Origin of the sequence: Stutzerimonas stutzeri (assembly GCF_024448715.1) — a bacterium.
Classification (GTDB): domain Bacteria; phylum Pseudomonadota; class Gammaproteobacteria; order Pseudomonadales; family Pseudomonadaceae; genus Stutzerimonas; species Stutzerimonas stutzeri_AR.
Genome location: NZ_JAMOHZ010000001.1, coordinates 403,949 through 425,286 on the forward strand (window position 1 = coordinate 403,949; position 21,338 = coordinate 425,286).

The following is a 21,338-nucleotide window of genomic DNA, read 5'->3' on the forward strand; positions in this document are numbered from 1 at the left end:
TTATCGACAGCAGCAAGCACGGCGACCAGTGTGCGCACGGAACACTGTTTACGAGTCGACATTCTGTTGTGGCGGGCTCACGCGCTAAATTTGAAACTGGCTGTTAAATTCTGCCGCCAGACTGCGTATCCGCGCTATGCGAGCTGAGCGCTGGCCCAGGCCTTGGTTTGCAACAGCGCAACCGGCATCATGCGCCGCCTGCCTTTCACCGCTTCACTCATGAGTGTCAACGCATGCCGTTTTTCGAACTCGCCATAGACCCGCCGGTACTGGCCGCTCTCATGGTCGTCGCCTTTCTCGCCGGTTTCATCGATGCGATTGCCGGTGGCGGTGGTCTGTTGACCTTACCGGCATTGCTCACCGCAGGACTGCCGCCGCATCTGGTTCTCGGCACCAACAAGTTATGTGCGACCTTCGGCTCGGCCACGGCGAGCTTCACGTTTTATCGCAGGAAGCTCTTCGACCCTCGACAATGGCGATTTGCGCTCTTGGCTACCGCCATCGGCGCAGCACTGGGCGCAGGACTGGCACATCTGATACCGGCTCGCTGGCTCAATTTGATGCTGCCGCTGGTGGTTTTTATCTGCGGTTTGTATCTGCTGTTCGGCCGCGTGCCGACCACGCCACTAGAAAGCGCAACGCCAATAGCCAAGGGCCGTCAATGGCCTCAAGGACTGGGACTGGGCTTCTATGACGGAGTAGCCGGCCCTGGCACCGGTGCGTTCTGGACCGTCAGTAGCATGTTGCTCTATCCGCTCGACTTGCTCAGAGCCAGCGGCGTGGCGCGCAGCATGAACTTTGTCAGTAACGGCACTGCGCTCGCCGTTTTTATAATTAGCGGCCAGGTTGCCTGGGCTCTGGGTATCGGCATGGGGTTCGCGTTGATGGCCGGCGCCTACCTCGGCGCCCGGACGGCGATCCAGGGCGGATCGAAATTTATTCGGCCGATATTCATCGTCGTGGTGTTGGCGCTGAGCCTGCGTTTAGCCTGGCAGCACTGGTTCGGGACCGCCTAAGCGCTGCGCCAAATACAGATCGATCAGATAGCGCGCAATGGATTTCGGCGCGGGCAGTGCGGGTAAATCATGGATGGAAAACCAGGCGGCATCCTCGATTTCTTCCGGCTGCATGACAATTCCCCCAGATGCATATTCAGCGTGGAAACCGAGCATCAGTGAGTGCGGAAACGGCCAGCCTTGGCTACAGATATATTGAGGCGCATGGATAGAAACTCCGACTTCCTCATACACTTCTCGCCTCACACATTGCTCGACCGACTCGCCCGGCTCCACGAACCCTGCCAAGGTACTGTATACGCCTGGAACGAACCGCGGCGAACGTGCCAGCAGCAACTCATCGCCTCGTGTCACCAGAACGATCATACTCGGAGAGATACGCGGGTAATGGTGGATGCCGCAACTCTCGCACTGCATCGCCCGCTCTGACGGATGCTGGCACATCGCATTACCGCAACTGCCGCAGAAGCGATGATGACTTGCCCAGGTACCGATCTGCGCGGCAAAACCGAGCATGCGGAATCTATCGCTATCATCGTCCTGCAGCATGAACTGACGCAGCCCTTGCCAAGATGCGCCCGGCACTTCGGCGGGATGTGCCAGCTCCAGCAAAAATACTGGCTCGCCCTCGAAATAACCGAGGCCCTGCTCGGTGATCAGCGGCAACTCAAGACGCTTGAGCCAGCCTCTCGGAAACAACACACCGTTGGCATCGAACAGGAATCCGTGCTGACAATGCACCACCGCCCATCCACCTTCACTTGCAGGATCGAGCAGTGCGGGTTGCCAGCGCAGGTTCATCAGGCAGCCACCGGCAGACCCAGTGCCCGAACGCTCTCGGTCGCCAGGTCCAGCACGCTAATGCGCGAATCGTCACGACGCAGTATCGCGCCGCCTTCGAGATAGTATTCGAGGCTTGTCAAGGCATCGGCGAGCGTTTCGAGCATTTGCTCCGGTGGCATCTGCATACCTTCTAGCATCTGCTTCTGGATGAAGTCTGCGCACGCGCCGATCAGGTCTGCAGCGCGATCCTGTTCGAGGAAACGCAGCCCGCCACGGACCGCCATCAGGCTAAAGGGAACATTGGCCAGGTGCAGTTTTTCCCCGTTGGATTCCAAGTAAGCGGTAATTGCGCGCTTGGCCAGCGCCAGACCGGCGGTCGCTTCGCCGATAACCACAATGTAGGCTTCGGTGAGCTGATGATTGGCAAAAGCTTCCGCTTCTAGGCCCGGCTGTGCAATTTGCGGGCGCGAATCACGCCGCTCGCCGCGTTCCAGGCTGGCGACCATGCTTTCTACATAAAGCACCGCGTCGGCCAATTTCAGTAGCGCATGTGAATCCGGCACCTGTTCAGCGTTCCAGCAAGAGATTGCTGCCAGTTGTGCATGCAGGGTACTGGAGGCAGACGACAAGCCGACCATCCCAAGAGTTTTCGCCAGTTTGCCCAACAGACTGTGGAGATTGGCGTATGACTCGGCCGGGGCTGTCTGTCGCTCGATTAGGTCGAGCAAATCCTTGAGGCTCGCCAGCTCTTCGCGGATCGCCGAAGACAGCGAGCGCATCACGGCCTGACCGGGACCAGCGAGACGTTGGGACTCGTCTTCGAGAAGATGATCGGTAAAGGGGAGCGAGCTGAGAGAAAAAATCTCCCGGACCTGCGTCGCCACAGGGCCGTTACTTTCCGCCAGCGCAACCAGATACAGCAGCTCCTTGAGCAGAACACGCGGTGGCTCGTAGATGCTGCTGATGCTCAGTTGCCGGAGCTCCCGATCAAGCCTGGAAAAGAGCTGTTTGCGCGATTGGCGCGGTAGCAGTTGGCCGTCCAGTTGGGCTTCCAGCGCGGCGCTACCCAGCCAGCACAAACGCCCGCCGGGCGTATTGGCAAACAGAATATCCAACCGATGTAGCGCTCGCGTCATGAGCTTGAGGCTGGCCGACGTATTGTCCTCGCGAATGAAGCCAAGCAAGCCGACCTGATACATCTGCCGCAATCGGCGTGCTTCGATAGCTCTCGCTGCAGGTTCCCGCACCGCGGCAGTCACCGGCGGACGCGCATGATCGAGGCGAGCGCTGAAGAAAAAGCTCTCCGGCAACGGTGGCTGCGCACTAACGAGCCGCAGTGCGTTGATAGGCGGCAGAAGCAGCTCGGGCATTTCCTGACGGCTGGCGTCGACGCTTTCCAGATAACGCCCGAGCACGTAGAGCGCATTGCTCAATGACGCTAGCTGAGCGTCGCGATCCTCGCCTGCCCCAACTGGGATATCGGTCGCCAGCTGCAGAATCTCCTGCGCGAGCAGCTCGGCGCCCGTCAGCTCAATGAGCCTGAGAGTACCGCGAACCTGTTTAAGGTTTTCGACAGCCTGCTGCAACAGGCCACCATTGTTTCGATCGATGATGAAATGCTCGAGGCTCTGCTCGGCCTCCTCCATGGTCGCGAATAACTCATCGCGAACCAGGCTGAGTGAAGTAGCTCCGGTAACCATGCCTAGCGCGCCTCCCGCGCAACGTTTAGATGATGCATCAGTCAGCGAAGTCCGGTTTCTGTTTGCCTATGTGAGCGGCCATGGCCACCTTGAGATCTGCCGATTGAAGCATTGCCGCATTCCAGGTGGCGATGTACTCCAGGCCATCGTCGACACGGTGATCACGCATGTAGCGGATCATTTCCTTGGTGCCGCGAATCGCCACTGGTGATTTCGCAGCGATGTCGGACGCCAGCGCTAACACCGCATCCATTAATGCCTGCTGGTCGGGATATGCCCGATTGATCAGACCGATGGCCTGTGCCTCCTTGCCGTCCACGGTGCGTCCGGTATAAGCCAACTCGCGCATCACTCCGTCGCCGATGATTCGCGGCAACCGCTGCAGCGTACCGACGTCCGCAGCCATGCCCATGTCGATTTCCTTGATGGAAAACTGCGCATCGAACGTGCCGTAACGCATGTCACAGGCCGCAATCAGATCAATCGCACCACCAATGCAATAGCCCTGAATGGCTGCAATAACCGGCTTGCGGCAATTGTCCACAGCATTGAACGAAGCCTGTAGCTTTAAAATTTGGCGGCGTAGGCGCTCGGCGTTGCGTCCGATGTCCGTACCCATCTGGGTTGCGGCCTGAGCCAGCAGCTGCAAGTCGATACCTGCGGAAAAGTGCTTGCCTTCACCCGACAGCACAACCACCCGAACCTCATCCGTATCGTCGATCCATTGAAAAATGTCGACGATCTCGTTCCAGAACGCCGCATTCATGGCGTTGATCTTGTCGGGTCGGTTGATCGCTACATGGGCAATCTTATCCTTCAGCTCCACGCGGAAGGCTTGGTATTCAGTCACGCTATCATCCTCGACAGCCGAGGCACCTCAGTGCCTTAATCAAGTTGAACAGCCCCTCGGCAGGGTTGTTCTTAGCCGAACAACTATAACAACAGCCGGGTGAAAGTCGATGCGGGACGTTGTGATGCAACCCACGCCCTTGCGCATCATCCACTTTGACATCCGGCAATACCGACCCTAACTGCCGAAGCGACGTATTTCAGCTCTCCAGAATGCAGTCAACCGTATAACGCGCGCCCTCCGGATGATCCTCACGTTGCAGTCCATGTACATCGGCATCGAACCCGGGAAAGCGCATGGCGAAACGTTGCGCAAAGTCGAGATAATCGCGTATGGAGCGCGTTTCGGCGGTGAACCGCTCGCCGGGCATGATCAGCGGAATACCTGGCGGATACGGCACCAGCATTACCGAGGCAATACGGCCTTCGAGCGCTTCGATGGGTACCGCTTCGACTTCCCCCCGCACCAGCTTGTCATACGCATCGGCCGGCTTCATTGCCAATACCGGCAAGGCGGTATACATACGCCGCATAGCTTTTGCGGTGGCGTTCTCCCGGTAACACTCGTGTAGCGAGTCACATAGATCTCGCAAACCCATTCCAACGTACATGCTGCCGCCGGCGTTCACGATGGTTGGCAGCGCATCGCATAGCGGTACGTTATTGTCATAGTGCCGCTTGAACTCCAGCAACTCGGTCAACAGGGTGCTCCATTTGCCCTTGGTGATGCCCATGGAGAACAGCACCAGAATCGAATAGAGTCCGGTTTTTTCCACCACAAGGCCTCGCTCCCAGAGAAACTTGCTGACAACCGCAGCGGGAATGCCGCGCTCACCCAGCTTGCCACCAGCGGTAAGCCCCGGAGTGACCAGTGTGACCTTGATCGGGTCTAGCAAGACGTAGTCGTCGGCAACATCACCGAAGCCATGCCAGTCCGCTTCCGGCCCCAATAACCAGTCCGCCGTAATCAGCTCTTCTGCGCCGTCAACCGCCGATGGTTGCCAGATACTGAACCACCAGTCGTCCGCAGCCAGATGCTGCCGGAGATTGGCCAGCGCACGACGAAAACTCAGCGCCTCATCGAACGTTTCCTGAATCAGCGAGCGGCCGGCAGGGCCTTCCATCATCGCCGACGCCACATCGAGCGATGCAAGGATGCCGTACTGCGGGGACGTCGAGATGTGCATCATGAAGGCTTCGTTGAAGCGATCGCGGTCCAGTTGCCGTTGCTGACTGTCTAGCACATGAATCATCGAAGCCTGACTAAAGGCAGCCAGCACCTTGTGCGTCGAGTGGGTCGTGAATACCAACGGTCCTTGTTCGCGAGTATCCATCCCGTAGCGGCCGTCGTAGAACTCATGAAAGGCGGCGTAGGCGTACCAGGCCTCGTCAAAATGCAAGACGTCAACGCTGTCGCCGAGGGTTCGCTTGATTAGGTTGGCGTTGTAGCAGAGGCCGTCGTAAGTGGAATTGGTTACCACCGCCAGCTTCACCCGAGGCGGCCGCCCATGAGCCAGCGGGTTGGCGTCGATCTTGGCCTGAATCGATTCTGGTGAGAATTCTTCGAGCGGGATGGGACCGATAATGCCGAGCTCGTTGCGTGAGGGCGTCAGGTACAGAGGGATCGCGCCCGTCATGATGATCGAATGCAGAATCGACTTGTGGCAGTTGCGGTCGACCAATACCAGGTCGTCACGCGCCACCATCGAATGCCAGACGATCTTGTTTGCTGTCGAAGTGCCATTAATGACGAAGAACGTGTGGTCTGCACCGAAGTTGCGTGCCGCGCGGGCCTCTGCCGCTGCCAGCGGCCCTGTGTGATCGAGGAGCGAGCCAAGTTCCGGTACCGAAACCGACAGATCGGAGCGTAGCGTGTTCTCGCCGAAGAACTGGTGAAAGGCCTGACCGACCGGACTCTTACGAAACGCGACGCCACCGCCGTGCCCAGGCGTGTGCCAGGAATAGTTGGAGTCACCCGTGTGCTGAACCAGCGCACGGAAGAACGGCGGAAGCAGACCATCCAGATAACTGCGCGCGGCCCTTGCGACCTGCCGAGCCAGAAAGGGCACCGTGTCTTCAAAAAGATAAAGCAACCCGCGCAGCTCATTCAGGTCAGCCATTGCTTCGGCCGGGGCGTTCTCGATGGTGATCTGCTCACCGAGAGCGAATATTGGTAGCTGTGGTGCGCGACGCCGCGCCACACGGATCAGCCCCACAACGTCTTGCAGCAACCGCTGATTCTCGCCCGCGCCTTCGGCGGCAACCAGAATGCAGGCCAACCCGTGATGCGTCGAGGCGACGATACGCCCTTCTGCGGCACTGCCCGTAGGCAAAATATGAAAGCCGTCCTGCTCGAGTTCAGCTGCTATTTCGCGGACCCGCTCGCCAGCAACGGTGTCGGCCTTGATGTCGCGATGAACGATGAGAATGGGGAACTTGAGGTCTTTGTACATGGGCACTTCCTGAGGACGTTCCCCCTCAGCGTAGAAGCTCTGCCCTCAAGTACCAGCCCCGAAAATCCGATCACAACACCGTCGCCGCGACAAAGGCAGCGCCGACTCGAATTCTCAGGCTGGCGAAGCCTCAGCCTCGACTTCCACGGCCTGCTCCAACTGAACCCAGAGTGGCGTCGCGCCAGCCGCTTTTTCGATGGCCTGCATGCGGGCCGCATGCGCAGCAACTTCATTTGAACTGGCCCGGATGACCAGCGTACTGGGTCGATCGGTCGGCAACCGGCGGATCGGCGTTGGCTGCCGACGCCCGCCATTTTCGGAATCAGCACCGTCGCCAGCCAGGGATAGATTGGTCTGACCTCCCGTCATGGTCAGGTAGACATCGGCGAGGATCTCGGCGTCGAGTAAAGCGCCGTGCAGATCGCGCCCCGAGTTGTCCACGCCGTAGCGCTTGCACAGCGCATCCAGACTGTTGCGCTGCCCTGGATGACGCTCGCGCGCCATTCGCAGGGTGTCCAGGATGCTGCAGTGATCGCTCAGTTCGGCGCGATCCTGTTGCCCGAGCAAAGCGAATTCGTTGTTGATGAATCCGACATCGAACGCTGCGTTGTGAATGATCAGCTGCGCGCCCTTGATGAATTCGAAAAACTCATCGGCAATATCATTGAAGCGCTGCTTGCCAATCAGGAACTCATTGGTGATCCCGTGAACCGCGATGGCGCCCTCGTCGACTTCACGATCCGGCTGCAAATACACGTGATAATGCCGACCCGTAAGGCGTCGACCGATTACTTCGACACAACCGATCTCGATGATCCGGTGGCCATCGGTCACCGGCATGCCGGTGGTTTCGGTATCCAGCACTACGCTACGCATGTTCGCAACTCTCTCAAGCGGTTTGTCGTTTGGCCTGCACTACGCCGCGATTGGCCAGCAAATCGGCGCGCTCGTTTCCGGGGTGGCCGGTGTGCCCGCGGACCCACTGCCAGCTCACCTGGTGGCGACTGACCTGCTCGTCCAGCAACCTCCACAGGTCCGCGTTTTTCACCGGTTGCTTGGCTGCAGTTTTCCAGCCCCGTTTCTTCCAGTTGGGCATCCAGTCGTTGATGCCTTGCATGACGTACTGGGAGTCGGTCACCAACCGTACCTGGCAAGGCCTTTTCAGCTCTTCCAGTGCTCGGATCGCCGCCATCAGCTCCATCCGGTTGTTGGTGGTTTCCGCTTCGCCACCCCAGAGCTCGCGCTCCACGCCCTTATAGATCAGCAGCGCACCCCAGCCTCCCGGACCCGGATTGCCCTTGCAGGCACCATCGGTATAGATTTCGACCGTGTCATCGCTCATGAAGGATTACTTGCTCGTTACTGTTCGGCATCGCGCCGGCTGACCTTCGCCACCGGCATCGGCAGCAGTTGGCCCATACGCTCCCGTCGGTTTTGCCGCAGGGGTCGCAGGCCCACCATCAATTTCCGCGCCACCAACACGTAGAAGCCACCGGTAGGCATCTGCAGCCGTTGGCCGGCAACTTCCAACCCGGCCAGCCGCGCCTGCCACCGGCCCGAAGAAAGCGGCGGACAATAGCACCCGAACCGACGTTTCTCCAGCGCGAATCCGAGCAGGTTCAGCCAGTCACCAACCCGCGTGGGACGAATGCAGCGAGCATGGCGAAAGGCCTTGCGCGACAGCAGACGCGTTGCACCCCAAGGGCTCCACGGGTTGACACCGATGATCAGCAAATGCCCCCCTGGCCGAACGCTACGAGCAGCCTCGCGCAACAGGGCGTGCGGCGAAAGACTGAAATCGAGCCCGTGCTGGACGACCACAACGTCGGCAGCGTGCTCGCCGATCGGCCAAGATTGCTCTTCGCAGATGATTTCGACACCCGGTAATGGAGGCCCCACTCGCACGCTGCGCTTGATTTTCTGCGGCTCGATCGGCGTGTCGGCAAAAGGACCGTAATGCACCAAATAACTGCCGAAACAACGCGCCAACTCCAAGCTGATCACCCGCTGCTCCTGCTCCAGCAACTGGCGACCAGACGGACCATCAAACCAGGTACATGCCTCGTTCATCAGGGACAGCCACCGGTCGTCTGTCTTGGCACAAGACTCATCGCTCATGGCTCGCCTCCGTTCATCGGTTTGGCCAGTCCGACCGCGATTTCCGGCCGGTTCACTTTCAAATCCGGCTGTTAGGATGCGCTTTTACGAATGGCTTGGCGACCGCACATATGTTGAAAATAGAAGCTTTACCTGCTTTCACCGATAACTACATCTGGATGCTGCAGGATTCAGAACGCCGCCGCTGTGCTGCAGTGGATCCAGGCGATGCGGCCCCCGTTCAGGCGTGGCTGGATTCCCATCCCGATTGGCGCTTGACCGATATCCTGATCACCCATCACCACCCGGATCACGTCGGCGGCGTGCAGCAGCTCAAATCCAAGCATGGCGCCAGAGTCTACGGCCCTGCCGCGGAGAACATTCCAGCAAGAGATGACGCCCTCAGCGATGGGCAGCGTATCCGCGTACTCGACCACGAGTTGGCAGTCATAGAGGTGCCTGGCCATACCCTTGGCCACATTGCCTATTTCCATGACGACGCGCAGACGCCCTGGCTGCTGAGCGGCGACACCCTGTTCGCTGCCGGCTGTGGGCGTCTTTTCGAGGGCACCGCGACACAGATGTTCGCCTCTTTGCAGCGGCTGGCGGCGTTGCCTACGCAAACCCAGGTGTACTGCACCCATGAATACACTCTGAGCAATCTGCGTTTCGCCAAGGCAGTCGAACCGGACAATCAAGAGATTGCCGAGCGGCTCGAACAGGTAACCCGGCTGCGCGAGGCGAAACGCATCACTCTCCCGTCTGACCTGCGGACCGAGCAGGCTACCAACCCGTTCCTGCGCAGCGCAGAACCCACCGTGGTAGCTGCCGCAAGCCGGCGAGTCGGCCATCCGCTCGACACGCCAGAAACTGTGTTCGCCGCATTACGCTCCTGGAAGGATAGCTTTTAACGAAGGTCGACCAGTCCCCAAAACCGCGGCGTCCGCTTGACCCACCGAAACGGCATTCCTACACTCCCTCGAATTTTGCTTCTGGGGTAACCTTCAGCCAATGCCGTCTTACTCTTCGAACAGCCCTAATCCGGACGCCTTGGCAGCCTCCGGCCGGGCTTTGGCGCTGGCAATCTGTCTCGCTATAACTGGCTGCCAAAGCACTGTTTCACGAGCACCGACAGGCATGAGCCCTCAGACGGCAGCTGCGCCGTTGGTGCAGGAGACCCTCTGGCTCACGCACAAACCCGCTGCGCCGACACACTCGGATATCTGGGATCGCTTGAGGCACGGCTTCAAGATGCAGGAATATCTGGCCAGCAATCCCCGCATCGAGCAGCAACGCCTGCTTCTAGCCAGCCGTCCGGAGTCCATCGAGATTGCCAGCGAGCGCGGCAGCCTCTATATCCACTACATCGTCGAGCAGCTCGAAGAGCGCGACATGCCGCTTGAACTGGCGCTGTTGCCGATAATCGAAAGCGCTTACAACCCCTTCGCCTATTCACCAGCTCAAGCAATGGGCCTCTGGCAGTTCATTCCCTCGACCGGCCGCCACTTCAATTTGCAACAAACCAGCTGGTACGACGGCAGGCGTGACATTACCGCCTCGACCACCGCCGCACTGCGCTACCTGACTTATCTGCATGGCCTGTTCAATGACGACTGGCTGCTGGCGTTAGCGGCCTACAATGCCGGCGAAGGAACAGTCAGCAGAGCCATTGAGCGCAACCAGAAACTCGGTTTACCCACCGACTACTGGAACCTGCCCCTACCCCGTGAAACGCAGGACTATGTGCCTAAGCTACTGGCGCTCTCGCAAATGGTGCAGAGTCCCGAGGCATATGGCCTCAATCTTAGCCCGATCGCCAACGAGCCCTATTTTGAAGTGGTCACCCTGAAGCAGCGCATGGATCTAGCCAAAGTCGCCGAGATGGTGGACATAGACGAGGATGAGATCTATCAACTCAATCCAGCGTTTACCCGCCGGATCACCATGGACGGACCGCAGCATCTCCTAGTCCCGAGCGCTAAGGCGGAAATGCTTGCCGCCAACCTGGCGCTGATGAAGCCGCAAGATCTGGTCGATTGGCAGCAGTACAAGGTGCGCCCAGGCGACACGCTCGGTGCGATCGCCAACCGACACCATCTTTCAGTCAATATTATTCGTGATATCAACCGCCTCAAGGGTGATCGACTGCAAATCGGCCAAGTGCTGAGCATTCCGCAATCAGCCGGTGCCGGTCAATCTCGCGAGCTGTTGCACGCTGTTGCGCGAAGCCAACCGGCGCCGCGCAGCTATCGGGTTCGCCAGGGCGATAACCTTTGGGATATAGCCAAGGCAAAGAAAGTCTCGGTACGTGACTTGCAGCGTTGGAACAACTTGTCGGGCAGCAACCTGAAGGTTGGTCAGGCACTGTTTCTCCAGGCGGCTAGCAACAATCAGCACGCCAAATCCGCGCCGACCTATTACAAGGTCAAGAAAGGTGATTCACTTTATGAGATCGCCAGACGCTTCAATGTTCGGATTAACAATCTGAAGACCTGGAATCCCAAGGATAGCGTGATGCTAAAGCCAGGCCAGACTCTAACGCTCTACCTCCCCCATTAGCTGCAGGCGCGCAAAGCGCCTATACGACGCCATTTAGCTGTTAACCGCGCTTGCTTAGCGCATCAAGGCAACGCCCGGCCAATTGAGTGAAACGCTGAAATGCGACGAACTGCTCGTGCTTCAGCGCTCGGCCGGATATCCGGTTGTCAGCGTAGAGGACACCGATCTCTCGAGTGCCCGCCATCAATGGTGCAATGAAGAACATCCCCTTACCCAGCTGCTGACGAAGCGGCAAAGTAATCAGCTCATCGAGGTTGTAGCTTGCCGGTACGCCCATCCATAACGGCTGACGCTGTCGAAGTACGTAACTGAAGATGTGCATCTGACCGGATTGGTCGGCAGGCAAGGCGAATTCGTCAAGCCAAGGCTGAGTTTGCTCTCCTGCGACGCGTTTGGCGCGAAAGGTCGTATGCTGATCAGCAAGGACCGTCAGCATCACGCGTTCCAACCCCGCGCCTTGATGCAAACCCTTAAGCAAGGTATCGAGGATCAGCCCTACATCACCGCGAGTGGTAGCCATCGCCCCAAGATCCTGCATTGCCTGTTGCATCAGCAGCAGATTTGGCTGCAACTGGCTTGCCTTGCGTTGCGCCTGTTGTAGCAACACTTGTTCCGGGTCAGTCGAAGGGATTAGCTTGCAGAGTCGGCTGGCGCCGAAAGTTGTCGCCACTTTGACCGCCTCATCTGCGCTAGCAAGAATCTGCTGCATGGCGTCGGCTTCGGATATGCCGCTGAACTCGGCCAACTCCCTAACCAGACCCTCCATTTCCGGACATCCCCACCCACTCAATGCAGCCGCGCTGATACGGACTCCCAAGCTGACCGAACGAACCGCAGGGTCACGCAGATTTGCCGTGTTGTGAGCGAGACTAGCCAACTCACCGATATTCCAACTTTTGATCAGCCCCAGATTCAACTGACGAAAACTGGTACCGAGCACCCTTTGGACTGCTTGGTCGTGATCTGTGTCGCTGGCCGCCAGCGCGTCGCCAAGCTCGTCGGCCTGCTCGCCACCGCAGCCCCAGAATGCAAGCTCGCCAACGTCATGAAGCAGTGCCGCGATGAACACCTCTTCCTCGTGTCTCGTCAGCACATACCCGGCGATGTTGCGTGCCTGCACGGCAGCGTGAAACGAGCGAGCCAGCAACTCCTGCAATTGCTGTCGCGGCGCACGATCAAGGAGGCCGTCGATCAGGCTGACCGAAAGGCTGATCAGCCGAACATTATCGAAACCGATCATGACGATGGCGCGGGAAATGGTCTTGATGGTTTCCTGGGATGGGTTGTAATAGCTGCTGTTGCCGACCCGAAGCACCTTTGTTGTCAGCGACGCATCTCGCAGCAGTACATCCGCAAGCTGCTGTACTGACGAGTGCTCCTGCTCCGTAAGCCGTTGCAGGTCCTGAACGACCGCAGCCAGTGCGGGCAAATCGGATTGGTTCAAGCGGTCTATCCATGACTGCAAACCATAGCTAGTTTCACTCAAAGATTCGCGACCTTACCCAACGTTCGGGCGGCTAAAGGAAAGGGAGTTTGCCCAGATGGTCGGCCTTTTTCCAGTGGATACAAGCTGTTACTGTACTCGGCCGAAAAGACCGAAAGCGCCATGGATCGGATTCACCGTTTGATGCGACCCGTCCTATTGTTATTGAGCTGCCTAGGACTGAGCTTTCCGTCCTTCGCGACCATCAGCGAAAGCCACGGTTATGCGCAGTTTGGCGCACTCAAGTATCCAGATAACTTTGCCCATTTCGATTGGGTGAATCCCGATGCGCCGAAAGGCGGTACCTTGCGGGTGATGGCCTCTGGGACATTCGACACGCTCAACCCCTACACGTTTAAAGGGACGAGTCCAATCGCGACGCCGGGGTTTTTCCAGTACGGCATAAGCGAGCTGAACGAGCCATTGATGGTAGGCACTGGCATTTATGATCCCTCGGGAGACGAACCGGCTTCGGCGTATGGTCTTATCGCCGAAACCATCGAATACAGCGACAACCATAGCTGGGTAGTTTTCAATCTGCGCGATTCGGCACGCTTCCATGATGGCCAGCCAATTACCGCCTACGATGTAGCGTTTTCCTATCGGTTATTGATCAAAGACGGCCATCCTCGGTTTCGCACCGACCTACAGGGAATCAAGCGAGTCGACATACTCAATCGCCATCGGATTCGCTTCGTATTCGACAAGCCCGACAATCCATTGCTAATTATGCGTCTCGGTGAGCTGCCAGTATTGCCCCAACACTATTGGAAAGACCGGGATTTTCGCGCCACTACGTTCGACCCACCGCTCGGTAGCGGTCCCTACCGCATCAGTGAGGTTCAGCCGGGACGTCGCATGACGTTCGAGCGGGTGAAGAACTGGTGGGGAGCCGATCTTCCAGCCAATCGTGGTAAATACAATTTTGATCGTGTCCAGGTGGAGTTCTATCGCGACAGTACAGTTGCCTTCGAAGCGTTCAAGGTCGGTGAATTCGACTTTTATATCGAGCACCAAGCGAAGAATTGGGCCAATGGCTACCAATTTCCGGCTGTTCTTCGCGGCGATGTAATTCGAGCGGAGATACCGCATCAGATTCCCACCCAGACGCAAGCCCTGTTCATGAACGGGCGTCGACTAGTCTTTTCCGACATCCGGATTCGCCAGGCACTGGGCATGCTGTTTGATTTCGAATGGACCAATCGTGCTTTGTTCTACGGCGCCTATCAGCGCAGCGAGAGCTATTACCCGAACAGCGAGTTTTCAGCGACCGGCACACCGGAAGGGGGTGAGTGGCTAATGCTGTCGCCGTTCCGCGATCAGCTTCCCCCCAAGTTGTTTACCGAACCGTTTGAGCTACCGGAAACGGACGGACGCGGCATCCCACGCGACACCCTGCGCAAGGCGCTGGCTTTACTCAAAGAAGCCGGCTGGGAGCTCACCTCGGAGGGCCTTCGCGACAAGAAAGGCCGTGAATTTCAATTCGAGATCCTGCTCGTCAACCCGCGACTCGAGCGCATCCTCCAGCCCTACGTGGAGAATCTGGCGCGCATCGGCATACAGGCTCGTCTGCGTAGCGTTGATGGCGCGCAATATAAGCAGCGCCTGGATCAATACGACTACGACATGATTCTGACAACCCTGAGTCAAAGTTTGAGTCCAGGCCTCGAACAGTGGTTGTATTTCCACTCAAGCCAAGTAAACGTCAAGGGTGGCCGCAATTACGCCGGCATCACCAACCCGGTGATCGACAAGCTGATCGTAAAACTGATCTCAGCCAAGACCCGAGACGAGCAGGTTTCCGCCGTACGCGCCATTGATCGCGTTTTACTTTGGAACCACTACACCATCCCCAACTGGTTCATCAATTATCACCGTCTGGCTTACCGTAATCGGTTCGCCCATGTCACCACACCCCCTTATACACTCGGACTACGTGCTTGGTGGTTGAAGGACTTGGAGAAGGCTCAATGATAAGAAACTTACCCCTATCATTCCTGCATGCGGGCATCCTTGCCCTTGTGTGTCTTGCGAGAATTGCCGAAGCAGCTCCGCAACATGCGTTGACCCTGTATGGCGAGAAGCCCAAATATCCTGCGGATTTTTCCCATTTCGACTATGCCAATCCCGACGCCCCCAAGGGAGGAACCCTGCGACAGGCAGGCTTCGGTAGCTTCGATTCGCTCAATCCCTTCATCAACAAGGGCGTCGCAGCGGACGATATCGGTCTCGTCTACGACACCCTGACAACCAATAGCCTGGATGAGCCGTTCACGGTCTACGGTCTGCTGGCGGAAAAAATCGAGAAAGGCCCGAACAACGAGTGGGTACGTTTCTATCTGCGCCCCGGAGCCCGCTTTCACGACGGCGAGCCGGTGAAGGCCGAGGATGTCGTTTTCACCTTCGAGACATTGATCAGCAAGGGAGCGCCGCATTATCGCGGCTATTACGCTGACGTCGAGAAAGCCGTTGTAGAGGGGCCGCGTCGCGTCCGTTTCGATTTCAAGCACGCGGGCAACCGCGAGCTGCCGCTTATCCTCGGACAGCTGCCGGTGCTGCCGAAACACTGGTGGGCAGAAAGGGATTTCACCTCCGGCAGTATGGAGCCCCCATTGGGCAGCGGGCCGTATCGAATAGAGCAGGTAGAGGCTGGCCGCTCGATCCGATATGTCCGAGTCGAAGATTATTGGGGCAAGGACCTGCCGGTCAACCGCGGCTTCTATAACTTCGATCAGGTGCGCTTCGATTACTACCGTGATAACACGGTGGCGCTCCAGGCCTTTAAGGCCGGGCACTTCGACTATTGGCTAGAAACCAGCGCGAAGAACTGGGCTACCGCCTACGATACCGAGGCAGTCAAGGACGGGCGGATCATCAAGGAGGAGATCGCCAACCATAACCCGCAAGGCATGCAAGGCTTCATCTTCAATATTCGTAAACCGCATTTGCAGGACGCCAGAATTCGGGAAGCCTTGGCCCTGCTCTTCGATTTCGAATGGACCAATCGCCAACTGTTCAATGGCGCCTATACCCGTACCCGCAGCTATTTCGACAATTCCGAGCTCGCCTCCTCCGGCTTGCCGGGCGAGAAAGAACTGAGCATTCTCGAGCCACTGCGCGGCCAGATACCCGAGGGCGTGTTCGACAAGCCCTTCAAGCTGCCACAGACCAACGCCGATGGCATGATCCGCGAGCAACAACGTCGCGCCTACGAATTACTTACCGCCGCGGGTTGGAAAATAGAAAACGACCGTATGGTGGATGCCAGCGGTAAGCCGGTCAAACTGGAGTTTCTGCTGGTACAGGCGGACTTCGAGCGGGTTCTCTTGCCTTACAAGCGCAACCTTGCCGGCTTGGGTATCGATCTCGAAATCCGCCGGGTCGACGTCTCGCAGTACATCAACCGACTACGCTCACGTGACTATGACATGATCGTCAGCGGTTTCGGCCAATCTAGTTCGCCAGGCAACGAGCAGCGCGAATACTGGCATTCGGCAAGTGCGGACAATCCAGGAAGTCGCAACTTCATCGGGCTGAAGGATCCGGCAATCGATGCGCTGGTGGAGAACCTGATCGCCGCCGACTCGCGTGAAGAGTTGATCACCAGCACCCGTGCACTGGATCGCGTGCTGCTGTGGGGCCACTACGTAATTCCAAACTGGCACATCAAGACCTGGCGTGTCGCCTACTGGAATCACCTTGCTCATCCCGAAATCACGCCCCGTTACGATATCGGCCTGATGACCTGGTGGCACAAGCCCAGCGCCGAGGCACCTGATCCGGAAGCAGTCAGCGACGAGCCGGCCGCCAAAGCAGAGGCCGCCAGCGCCATCAGCACTGCCGCGGAGCGCTAGGGATGCTCGCGTATATCTTTCGCAGGCTACTGCTGATTATTCCGACCCTCTTCGGCATTCTGCTAATTAACTTCATCATCATCCAGGCCGCGCCTGGCGGCCCGGTCGAACAGGCAATCGCCAAACTGGAAGGCTTCGAAGGTGCGACCAGCCGTATCGCTGGTGGCGGCTCCGAAGTGGCCACCGGCAGCAATAGCTACCGGGGTGCGCAAGGCCTGGACCCGGATCTGATCGCCGAAATCGAACGCCTATACGGCTTCGACAAACCGGCACCGGAACGCTTCTGGATCATGCTCAGTAACTACCTGCGCCTGGATTTCGGCGAGAGTTTCTTCCGCGACGCCAAGGTCACCGATCTGATCATCGAGAAGATGCCGGTCTCGATCTCGTTGGGACTCTGGAGCACCTTGATCATGTACCTGACGTCGATACCGTTGGGCATCGCCAAGGCCACGCGCCACGGCAGCCCGTTCGATGTCTGGACCAGCTCGGCGATCATCGTCGGCTATGCAATTCCGGCGTTTCTGTTTGCCATTCTGCTGATCGTGCTCTTTGCCGGCGGCAGTTATTGGAACTGGTTCCCGCTGAGAGGTTTGACCTCTGGTAATTTCGACGAGCTAACGCTGACCGGTAAGATCATCGATTATTTTTGGCATCTTGCGCTGCCGGTCACCGCATTGGTCATCGGCAACTTCGCGACCCTGACTCTCTTGACGAAAAACAGCTTTCTCGACGAGATCAACAAGCAATACGTGATCACTGCCCGTGCCAAGGGTCTGAGCAAGAATCGAGTGCTTTATGGCCACGTGTTCCGAAATGCGATGCTGATCATCATCGCAGGCTTCCCGTCGGCATTCATCGGTATGTTCTTCACCGGTTCGCTGCTGATCGAAGTGATCTTCTCCCTCGACGGTCTTGGCCTTCTCAGCTTCGAGGCCGCCATCAACCGCGACTATCCCGTGGTGTTCGGCACCCTGTTCCTGTTCACCCTGCTCGGCCTGGTAGTCAAGCTGATCGGCGATCTGACCTATACGTTGGTCGATCCGCGAATAGACTTTGAAAGCAGGGAGGCCTGACATGCAGCTGACCCCGCTGAACCAGCGGCGCTTCGCTCTCTTCAAGGCCCACAAACGCGGTTGGTGGTCGCTGTGGTTGTTTCTCGTACTATTCGTCCTAAGTCTCGGCGCCGAACTGATCGCCAATGACAAACCGATCGTGGTGCGTTTCGACGGAGGCTGGTATTTCCCTATATTCAAGCGTTATCCGGAAACGACATTCGGCGGCGAGTTTCCGCTGCAGGCCAACTACAAGGGGCCCTACATCCAGGAGCTGATCGAAAAAAAGGACGGCTGGATGATATGGCCGCCGATCCCGTTCAACTATTCCAGCATCAATTACGACCTTCAGGTTCCCGCCCCTGCCCCACCATCGGGGCAAAACTGGCTGGGTACCGACGATCAGGGCCGAGACGTACTTGCCCGTGTCATCTACGGCTTTCGCATTTCGGTATTGTTCGCGCTCACGCTGACTTTAATCAGCTCGGTGATCGGTGTGATCGCCGGCGCCCTGCAAGGGTTTTACGGTGGCTGGGTCGACCTCGTTGGGCAGCGTGTCCTGGAAATCTGGTCCGGATTGCCAGTGCTTTACCTACTCATCATCCTCGCAAGCTTCGTGCAGCCCAATTTCTGGTGGCTGCTCGGCATCATGCTGCTGTTCTCCTGGATGAGCCTGGTCGACGTGGTTCGTGCCGAGTTTCTGCGGGGTCGCAACCTCGAATACGTGCGCGCAGCTCGAGCGCTGGGCATGCGAAATGGTGCAATCATGTTCCGCCACATATTGCCCAATGCCATGGTTTCTACCATGACCTTCATGCCATTCATCCTTACCGGGGCAATCGGCACGCTGACCGCCCTGGATTTCCTTGGCTTCGGTTTGCCACCCGGCGCGCCATCATTGGGTGAGCTGGTGGCGCAGGGCAAGGCAAATCTGCAGGCGCCGTGGCTGGGCATCAGCGCGTTCATGGTCCTTGCGATCATGCTGACTCTGTTGGTGTTTATCGGCGAGGCCGCCCGCGATGCCTTCGACCCAAGGAAATAGCATGGCCGAAAATCTTATAGAGGTTCGCGATCTAGCCGTCGAGTTCGTCAGCGGGGACCGGACTCAGCGAGTCGTCGAGGGCGTGAGCTTCGACATTCGCAAGGGCGAGACCCTGGCACTCGTCGGCGAGAGCGGTTCCGGCAAGTCAGTCACAGCTCACTCGATACTGCGCCTACTGCCTTATCCGCTCGCGCAGCACCCGGCCGGTGAAATTCGCTACGCCGGAGAAGACCTGCTCAAGGCGAATGAAAAACGCATGCGCGGCATACGCGGCGATCGCATCGCGATGGTGTTTCAGGAGCCGATGACTTCACTCAACCCGCTGCATACCGTCGGCACGCAGATCAACGAAGTGCTGCAGATCCACAAAGGGTTAAGCGGCAAGGCCGCTACGGCCCGGACCCTTGAGTTGCTCGAGCTGGTTGGAATCCCAGAACCTAAACAAAGGATTCGGGCCTATCCGCACGAATTATCCGGCGGACAGCGCCAGCGTGTGGTAATTGCCATGGCGCTGGCCAACGAACCTGAATTGCTCATCGCCGACGAGCCGACCACGGCGCTGGATGTAACGGTGCAGCTGAAAATCCTTGAACTGCTCAAGGAACTTCAGGTGCGCCTGGGGATGGCTCTGCTGCTGATCAGCCATGATCTCAATCTTGTCCGGCGAATCGCCCATCACGTATGTGTCATGCAGAGCGGTCGCGTCGTCGAACAGGCGCCTTGTGAAGAATTGTTCCGCTCGCCGCAGCATCCTTACACCCGGGAACTGCTCGCGGCAGAGCCTAGCGGCGGACCGGTAACGGTTGAAGCGTCGGCACCGGCATTGCTGGAAGTGAGCGATCTGCGGGTCTGGTTCCCAATCAAGAAGGGATTGTTCAGGCGCACTGTCGATCACATCAAGGCAGTTGATGGCGTCACGTTCAGCCTGCCGAAGGGGCAGACATTGGGGATCGTCGGTGAAAGCGGATCGGGGAAGTCGACCTTAGGGCTCGCAATTCTACGGTTGCTATCCAGTAGCGGCGAGATCAGATTTCAGGAGCAGGCGTTGCAGCAAATGTCGCAACGTGCGGTTCGCCCGCTACGACGGCAGATGCAAGTGGTATTTCAGGATCCGTTTGGCAGCCTCAGCCCCAGGATGTCGGTCGGCCAGATCGTCGGTGAAGGTCTCAGCATTCATGGTATGGGGTCTGCAGAGGAACAAGCACAGGCGATCATCGATGCGCTGGTCGAGGTTGGACTGGACCCCGAGAGCCGCCATCGCTATCCCCACGAATTTTCTGGGGGGCAACGACAGCGGATCGCCATAGCTAGGGCTCTGGTGCTCAAGCCGGATCTCATCCTGCTTGATGAGCCTACATCGGCATTGGATAGAACAGTGCAGCGGCAGGTGGTTGAGCTACTACGCTCGCTACAGGCCAAGTACAACCTGACCTATCTGTTCATCAGCCACGACCTGGCGGTGGTTCGGGCGTTAAGCCACCAGATGATGGTGGTTAAGCAAGGCAAGGTAGTTGAACAGGGAGTGGCCGAGGCGATCTTTGCCGCCCCCCAACATTCGTATACACAGCAGTTGCTGGAGTCTGCCTTTATGGTGCCAGCGGCTGATGAACAACCAGAAGAGGGACAAGCACATGGGATTTCTTACCGGTAAGCGCGTACTGATCGTCGGCGTCGCCAGCAAACTGTCGATCGCCTCCGGCATCGCCGCGGCCATGCACCGCGAAGGCGCCGAACTGGCTTTCACTTATCAGAACGATAAGCTCAAAGGTCGCGTCGAAGAATTCGCCGCCAGCTGGGGGTCGGGTCCGGAGTTGTGCTTCCCATGCGACGTCGCGAGCGACGATGAGATCGTCAAGGTTTTCGAAGCGCTGGGTGAAAAGTGGGATGGTCTGGACGGCATCGTTCACTCGGTAGGATTCGCCCCAGGCGATCAGCTCGATGGCGATTTTACCGACGTCACCACCCGTGACGGCTTCCGTATCGCGCACGACATCAGCGCATACAGTCTTGTAGCGCTGGCAAAGGCCGGTCGCCCGATGATGAAAGGCCGCAACGGCAGCATCCTCACGCTTTCCTATCTGGGTGCAGAACGCACCATGCCCAACTACAACGTAATGGGTATGGCCAAAGCCAGCCTCGAGGCAGGTGTGCGTTACCTGGCCGGCAGCCTCGGTCCGGAGGGCACTCGCGTAAACGCCGTTTCAGCTGGCCCCATCCGTACATTGGCAGCGTCCGGGATCAAAAGCTTCCGCAAGATGCTGGCGGCCAACGAGAAGCAAACCCCACTGCGCCGCAACGTTACCATCGATGAAGTCGGCAATGCCGGCGCCTTCCTTTGCTCGGACCTGGCCTCCGGCATTAGCGGTGAAATTCTCTACGTCGACGGTGGCTTCAACACCACGGCAATGGGGGCGATCGAAGACTGATCTATCGCTCATAAAAAACCC

General features: G+C 58.1%; 17 protein-coding genes. 9 read left to right on the top strand and 8 right to left on the bottom strand.

What is annotated here, in order from left to right; all coding sequences use genetic code 11:
- Positions 1–233 precede the first annotated feature (233 nt).
- The gene (locus NAV33_RS01730; RefSeq protein ID WP_255976249.1) at positions 234–1,016 is read left to right on the top strand and encodes a TSUP family transporter; all 783 of its coding nucleotides are present in this window, start codon (positions 234–236) and stop codon (positions 1,014–1,016) included.
- On the opposite strand, the gene nudC is transcribed toward NAV33_RS01730, so the two are convergent.
- The 7 genes from nudC to NAV33_RS01765 form a co-directional block, all read right to left on the bottom strand.
- Positions 984–1,817 (bottom strand): NAD(+) diphosphatase, encoded by an 834-nt coding sequence (gene nudC / locus NAV33_RS01735; RefSeq protein WP_255976251.1) that lies wholly within the window; start codon positions 1,815–1,817, stop codon positions 984–986. The genes NAV33_RS01730 and nudC overlap by 33 nt on opposite strands.
- The gene (locus NAV33_RS01740) at positions 1,817–3,499 is read right to left on the bottom strand and encodes a ferrous iron transporter B (protein WP_255976252.1); all 1,683 of its coding nucleotides are present in this window, start codon (positions 3,497–3,499) and stop codon (positions 1,817–1,819) included. Before NAV33_RS01740 ends, nudC begins: the two co-directional genes overlap by 1 nt.
- Positions 3,500–3,536: 37 nt before the next feature.
- Entirely contained in the window at positions 3,537–4,349 is an 813-nt protein-coding gene (locus NAV33_RS01745) for a crotonase/enoyl-CoA hydratase family protein (RefSeq protein ID WP_255976254.1), read from the bottom strand.
- A gap of 199 nt (positions 4,350–4,548) precedes the next feature.
- Positions 4,549–6,801, bottom strand: coding sequence for an Orn/Lys/Arg decarboxylase N-terminal domain-containing protein (locus NAV33_RS01750; protein WP_255976256.1), 2,253 nt, complete (start codon positions 6,799–6,801; stop codon positions 4,549–4,551).
- Between the two features lie 114 nt (positions 6,802–6,915).
- Entirely contained in the window at positions 6,916–7,677 is a 762-nt protein-coding gene (dnaQ, locus tag NAV33_RS01755) for a DNA polymerase III subunit epsilon (RefSeq protein ID WP_255976258.1), read from the bottom strand.
- Between the two features lie 13 nt (positions 7,678–7,690).
- Complete coding sequence (gene rnhA, locus NAV33_RS01760) at positions 7,691–8,143, bottom strand: ribonuclease HI (protein ID WP_255976261.1); 453 nt, start codon at positions 8,141–8,143, stop codon at positions 7,691–7,693.
- A 17-nt stretch (positions 8,144–8,160) separates the two neighbouring features.
- Positions 8,161–8,919, bottom strand: a complete 759-nt coding sequence (locus tag NAV33_RS01765) for a class I SAM-dependent methyltransferase (protein WP_255976263.1) — start codon at positions 8,917–8,919, stop codon at positions 8,161–8,163.
- A 110-nt stretch (positions 8,920–9,029) separates the two neighbouring features.
- Between NAV33_RS01765 and gloB the strand changes: the two genes are divergently transcribed.
- Positions 9,030–9,809, top strand: coding sequence for a hydroxyacylglutathione hydrolase (gene gloB / locus NAV33_RS01770; RefSeq protein WP_255976265.1), 780 nt, complete (start codon positions 9,030–9,032; stop codon positions 9,807–9,809).
- A 100-nt stretch (positions 9,810–9,909) separates the two neighbouring features.
- Positions 9,910–11,457 (top strand): lytic transglycosylase domain-containing protein, encoded by a 1,548-nt coding sequence (locus NAV33_RS01775; RefSeq protein WP_255976267.1) that lies wholly within the window; start codon positions 9,910–9,912, stop codon positions 11,455–11,457.
- A 40-nt stretch (positions 11,458–11,497) separates the two neighbouring features.
- Here NAV33_RS01775 and NAV33_RS01780 read toward each other — a convergent pair whose 3' ends face one another.
- The gene (locus NAV33_RS01780) at positions 11,498–12,922 is read right to left on the bottom strand and encodes an HDOD domain-containing protein (RefSeq protein WP_255976987.1); all 1,425 of its coding nucleotides are present in this window, start codon (positions 12,920–12,922) and stop codon (positions 11,498–11,500) included.
- Between the two features lie 162 nt (positions 12,923–13,084).
- Here NAV33_RS01780 and NAV33_RS01785 point away from each other — a divergent pair, with 162 nt between their 5' ends.
- Genes NAV33_RS01785 through fabI form a run of 6 tightly spaced genes read left to right on the top strand, consistent with a single transcriptional unit; the run spans position 13,085 to position 21,317 of the window.
- Positions 13,085–14,914 (top strand): extracellular solute-binding protein, encoded by a 1,830-nt coding sequence (locus tag NAV33_RS01785; protein ID WP_255976988.1) that lies wholly within the window; start codon positions 13,085–13,087, stop codon positions 14,912–14,914.
- Positions 14,911–16,794, top strand: coding sequence for an extracellular solute-binding protein (locus NAV33_RS01790; protein WP_255976269.1), 1,884 nt, complete (start codon positions 14,911–14,913; stop codon positions 16,792–16,794). The genes NAV33_RS01785 and NAV33_RS01790 overlap by 4 nt, the downstream gene beginning before the upstream one ends.
- A gap of 2 nt (positions 16,795–16,796) precedes the next feature.
- A complete protein-coding gene (locus tag NAV33_RS01795) occupies positions 16,797–17,870 on the top strand; it encodes a microcin C ABC transporter permease YejB (protein ID WP_255976271.1) in 1,074 nt (357 codons plus the stop codon).
- Between the two features lies 1 nt (position 17,871).
- Entirely contained in the window at positions 17,872–18,891 is a 1,020-nt protein-coding gene (locus tag NAV33_RS01800; RefSeq protein ID WP_255976273.1) for an ABC transporter permease, read from the top strand.
- Position 18,892: 1 nt separating this feature from the next.
- On the top strand, positions 18,893–20,542 hold the full coding sequence (locus NAV33_RS01805; RefSeq protein ID WP_255976275.1) for an ABC transporter ATP-binding protein: 1,650 nt from the start codon (positions 18,893–18,895) through the stop codon (positions 20,540–20,542).
- Positions 20,523–21,317, top strand: coding sequence for an enoyl-ACP reductase FabI (fabI, locus tag NAV33_RS01810; protein WP_255976990.1), 795 nt, complete (start codon positions 20,523–20,525; stop codon positions 21,315–21,317). Before NAV33_RS01805 ends, fabI begins: the two co-directional genes overlap by 20 nt.
- Positions 21,318–21,338: the final 21 nt, after the last annotated feature.

Bases quoted from the DNA above. Each gene is read 5' to 3' on its own strand.
- nudC (WP_255976251.1), bottom strand. From the start codon at position 1,817: ATGAACCTGCGCTGGCAACCCGCACTGCTCGATCCTGCAAGTGAAGGT.
- rnhA (WP_255976261.1), bottom strand. From the start codon at position 8,143: ATGAGCGATGACACGGTCGAAATCTATACCGATGGTGCCTGCAAGGGC.
- NAV33_RS01740 (WP_255976252.1), bottom strand. From the start codon at position 3,499: ATGGTTACCGGAGCTACTTCACTCAGCCTGGTTCGCGATGAGTTATTC.
- NAV33_RS01775 (WP_255976267.1), top strand. From the start codon at position 9,910: ATGCCGTCTTACTCTTCGAACAGCCCTAATCCGGACGCCTTGGCAGCC.
- NAV33_RS01750 (WP_255976256.1), bottom strand. From the start codon at position 6,801: ATGTACAAAGACCTCAAGTTCCCCATTCTCATCGTTCATCGCGACATC.
- NAV33_RS01790 (WP_255976269.1), top strand. From the start codon at position 14,911: ATGATAAGAAACTTACCCCTATCATTCCTGCATGCGGGCATCCTTGCC.
- NAV33_RS01800 (WP_255976273.1), top strand. From the start codon at position 17,872: ATGCAGCTGACCCCGCTGAACCAGCGGCGCTTCGCTCTCTTCAAGGCC.
- NAV33_RS01730 (WP_255976249.1), top strand. From the start codon at position 234: ATGCCGTTTTTCGAACTCGCCATAGACCCGCCGGTACTGGCCGCTCTC.
- dnaQ (WP_255976258.1), bottom strand. From the start codon at position 7,677: ATGCGTAGCGTAGTGCTGGATACCGAAACCACCGGCATGCCGGTGACC.
- NAV33_RS01795 (WP_255976271.1), top strand. From the start codon at position 16,797: ATGCTCGCGTATATCTTTCGCAGGCTACTGCTGATTATTCCGACCCTC.
- NAV33_RS01805 (WP_255976275.1), top strand. From the start codon at position 18,893: ATGGCCGAAAATCTTATAGAGGTTCGCGATCTAGCCGTCGAGTTCGTC.
- NAV33_RS01785 (WP_255976988.1), top strand. From the start codon at position 13,085: ATGCGACCCGTCCTATTGTTATTGAGCTGCCTAGGACTGAGCTTTCCG.
- NAV33_RS01765 (WP_255976263.1), bottom strand. From the start codon at position 8,919: ATGAGCGATGAGTCTTGTGCCAAGACAGACGACCGGTGGCTGTCCCTG.
- fabI (WP_255976990.1), top strand. From the start codon at position 20,523: ATGGGATTTCTTACCGGTAAGCGCGTACTGATCGTCGGCGTCGCCAGC.
- gloB (WP_255976265.1), top strand. From the start codon at position 9,030: ATGTTGAAAATAGAAGCTTTACCTGCTTTCACCGATAACTACATCTGG.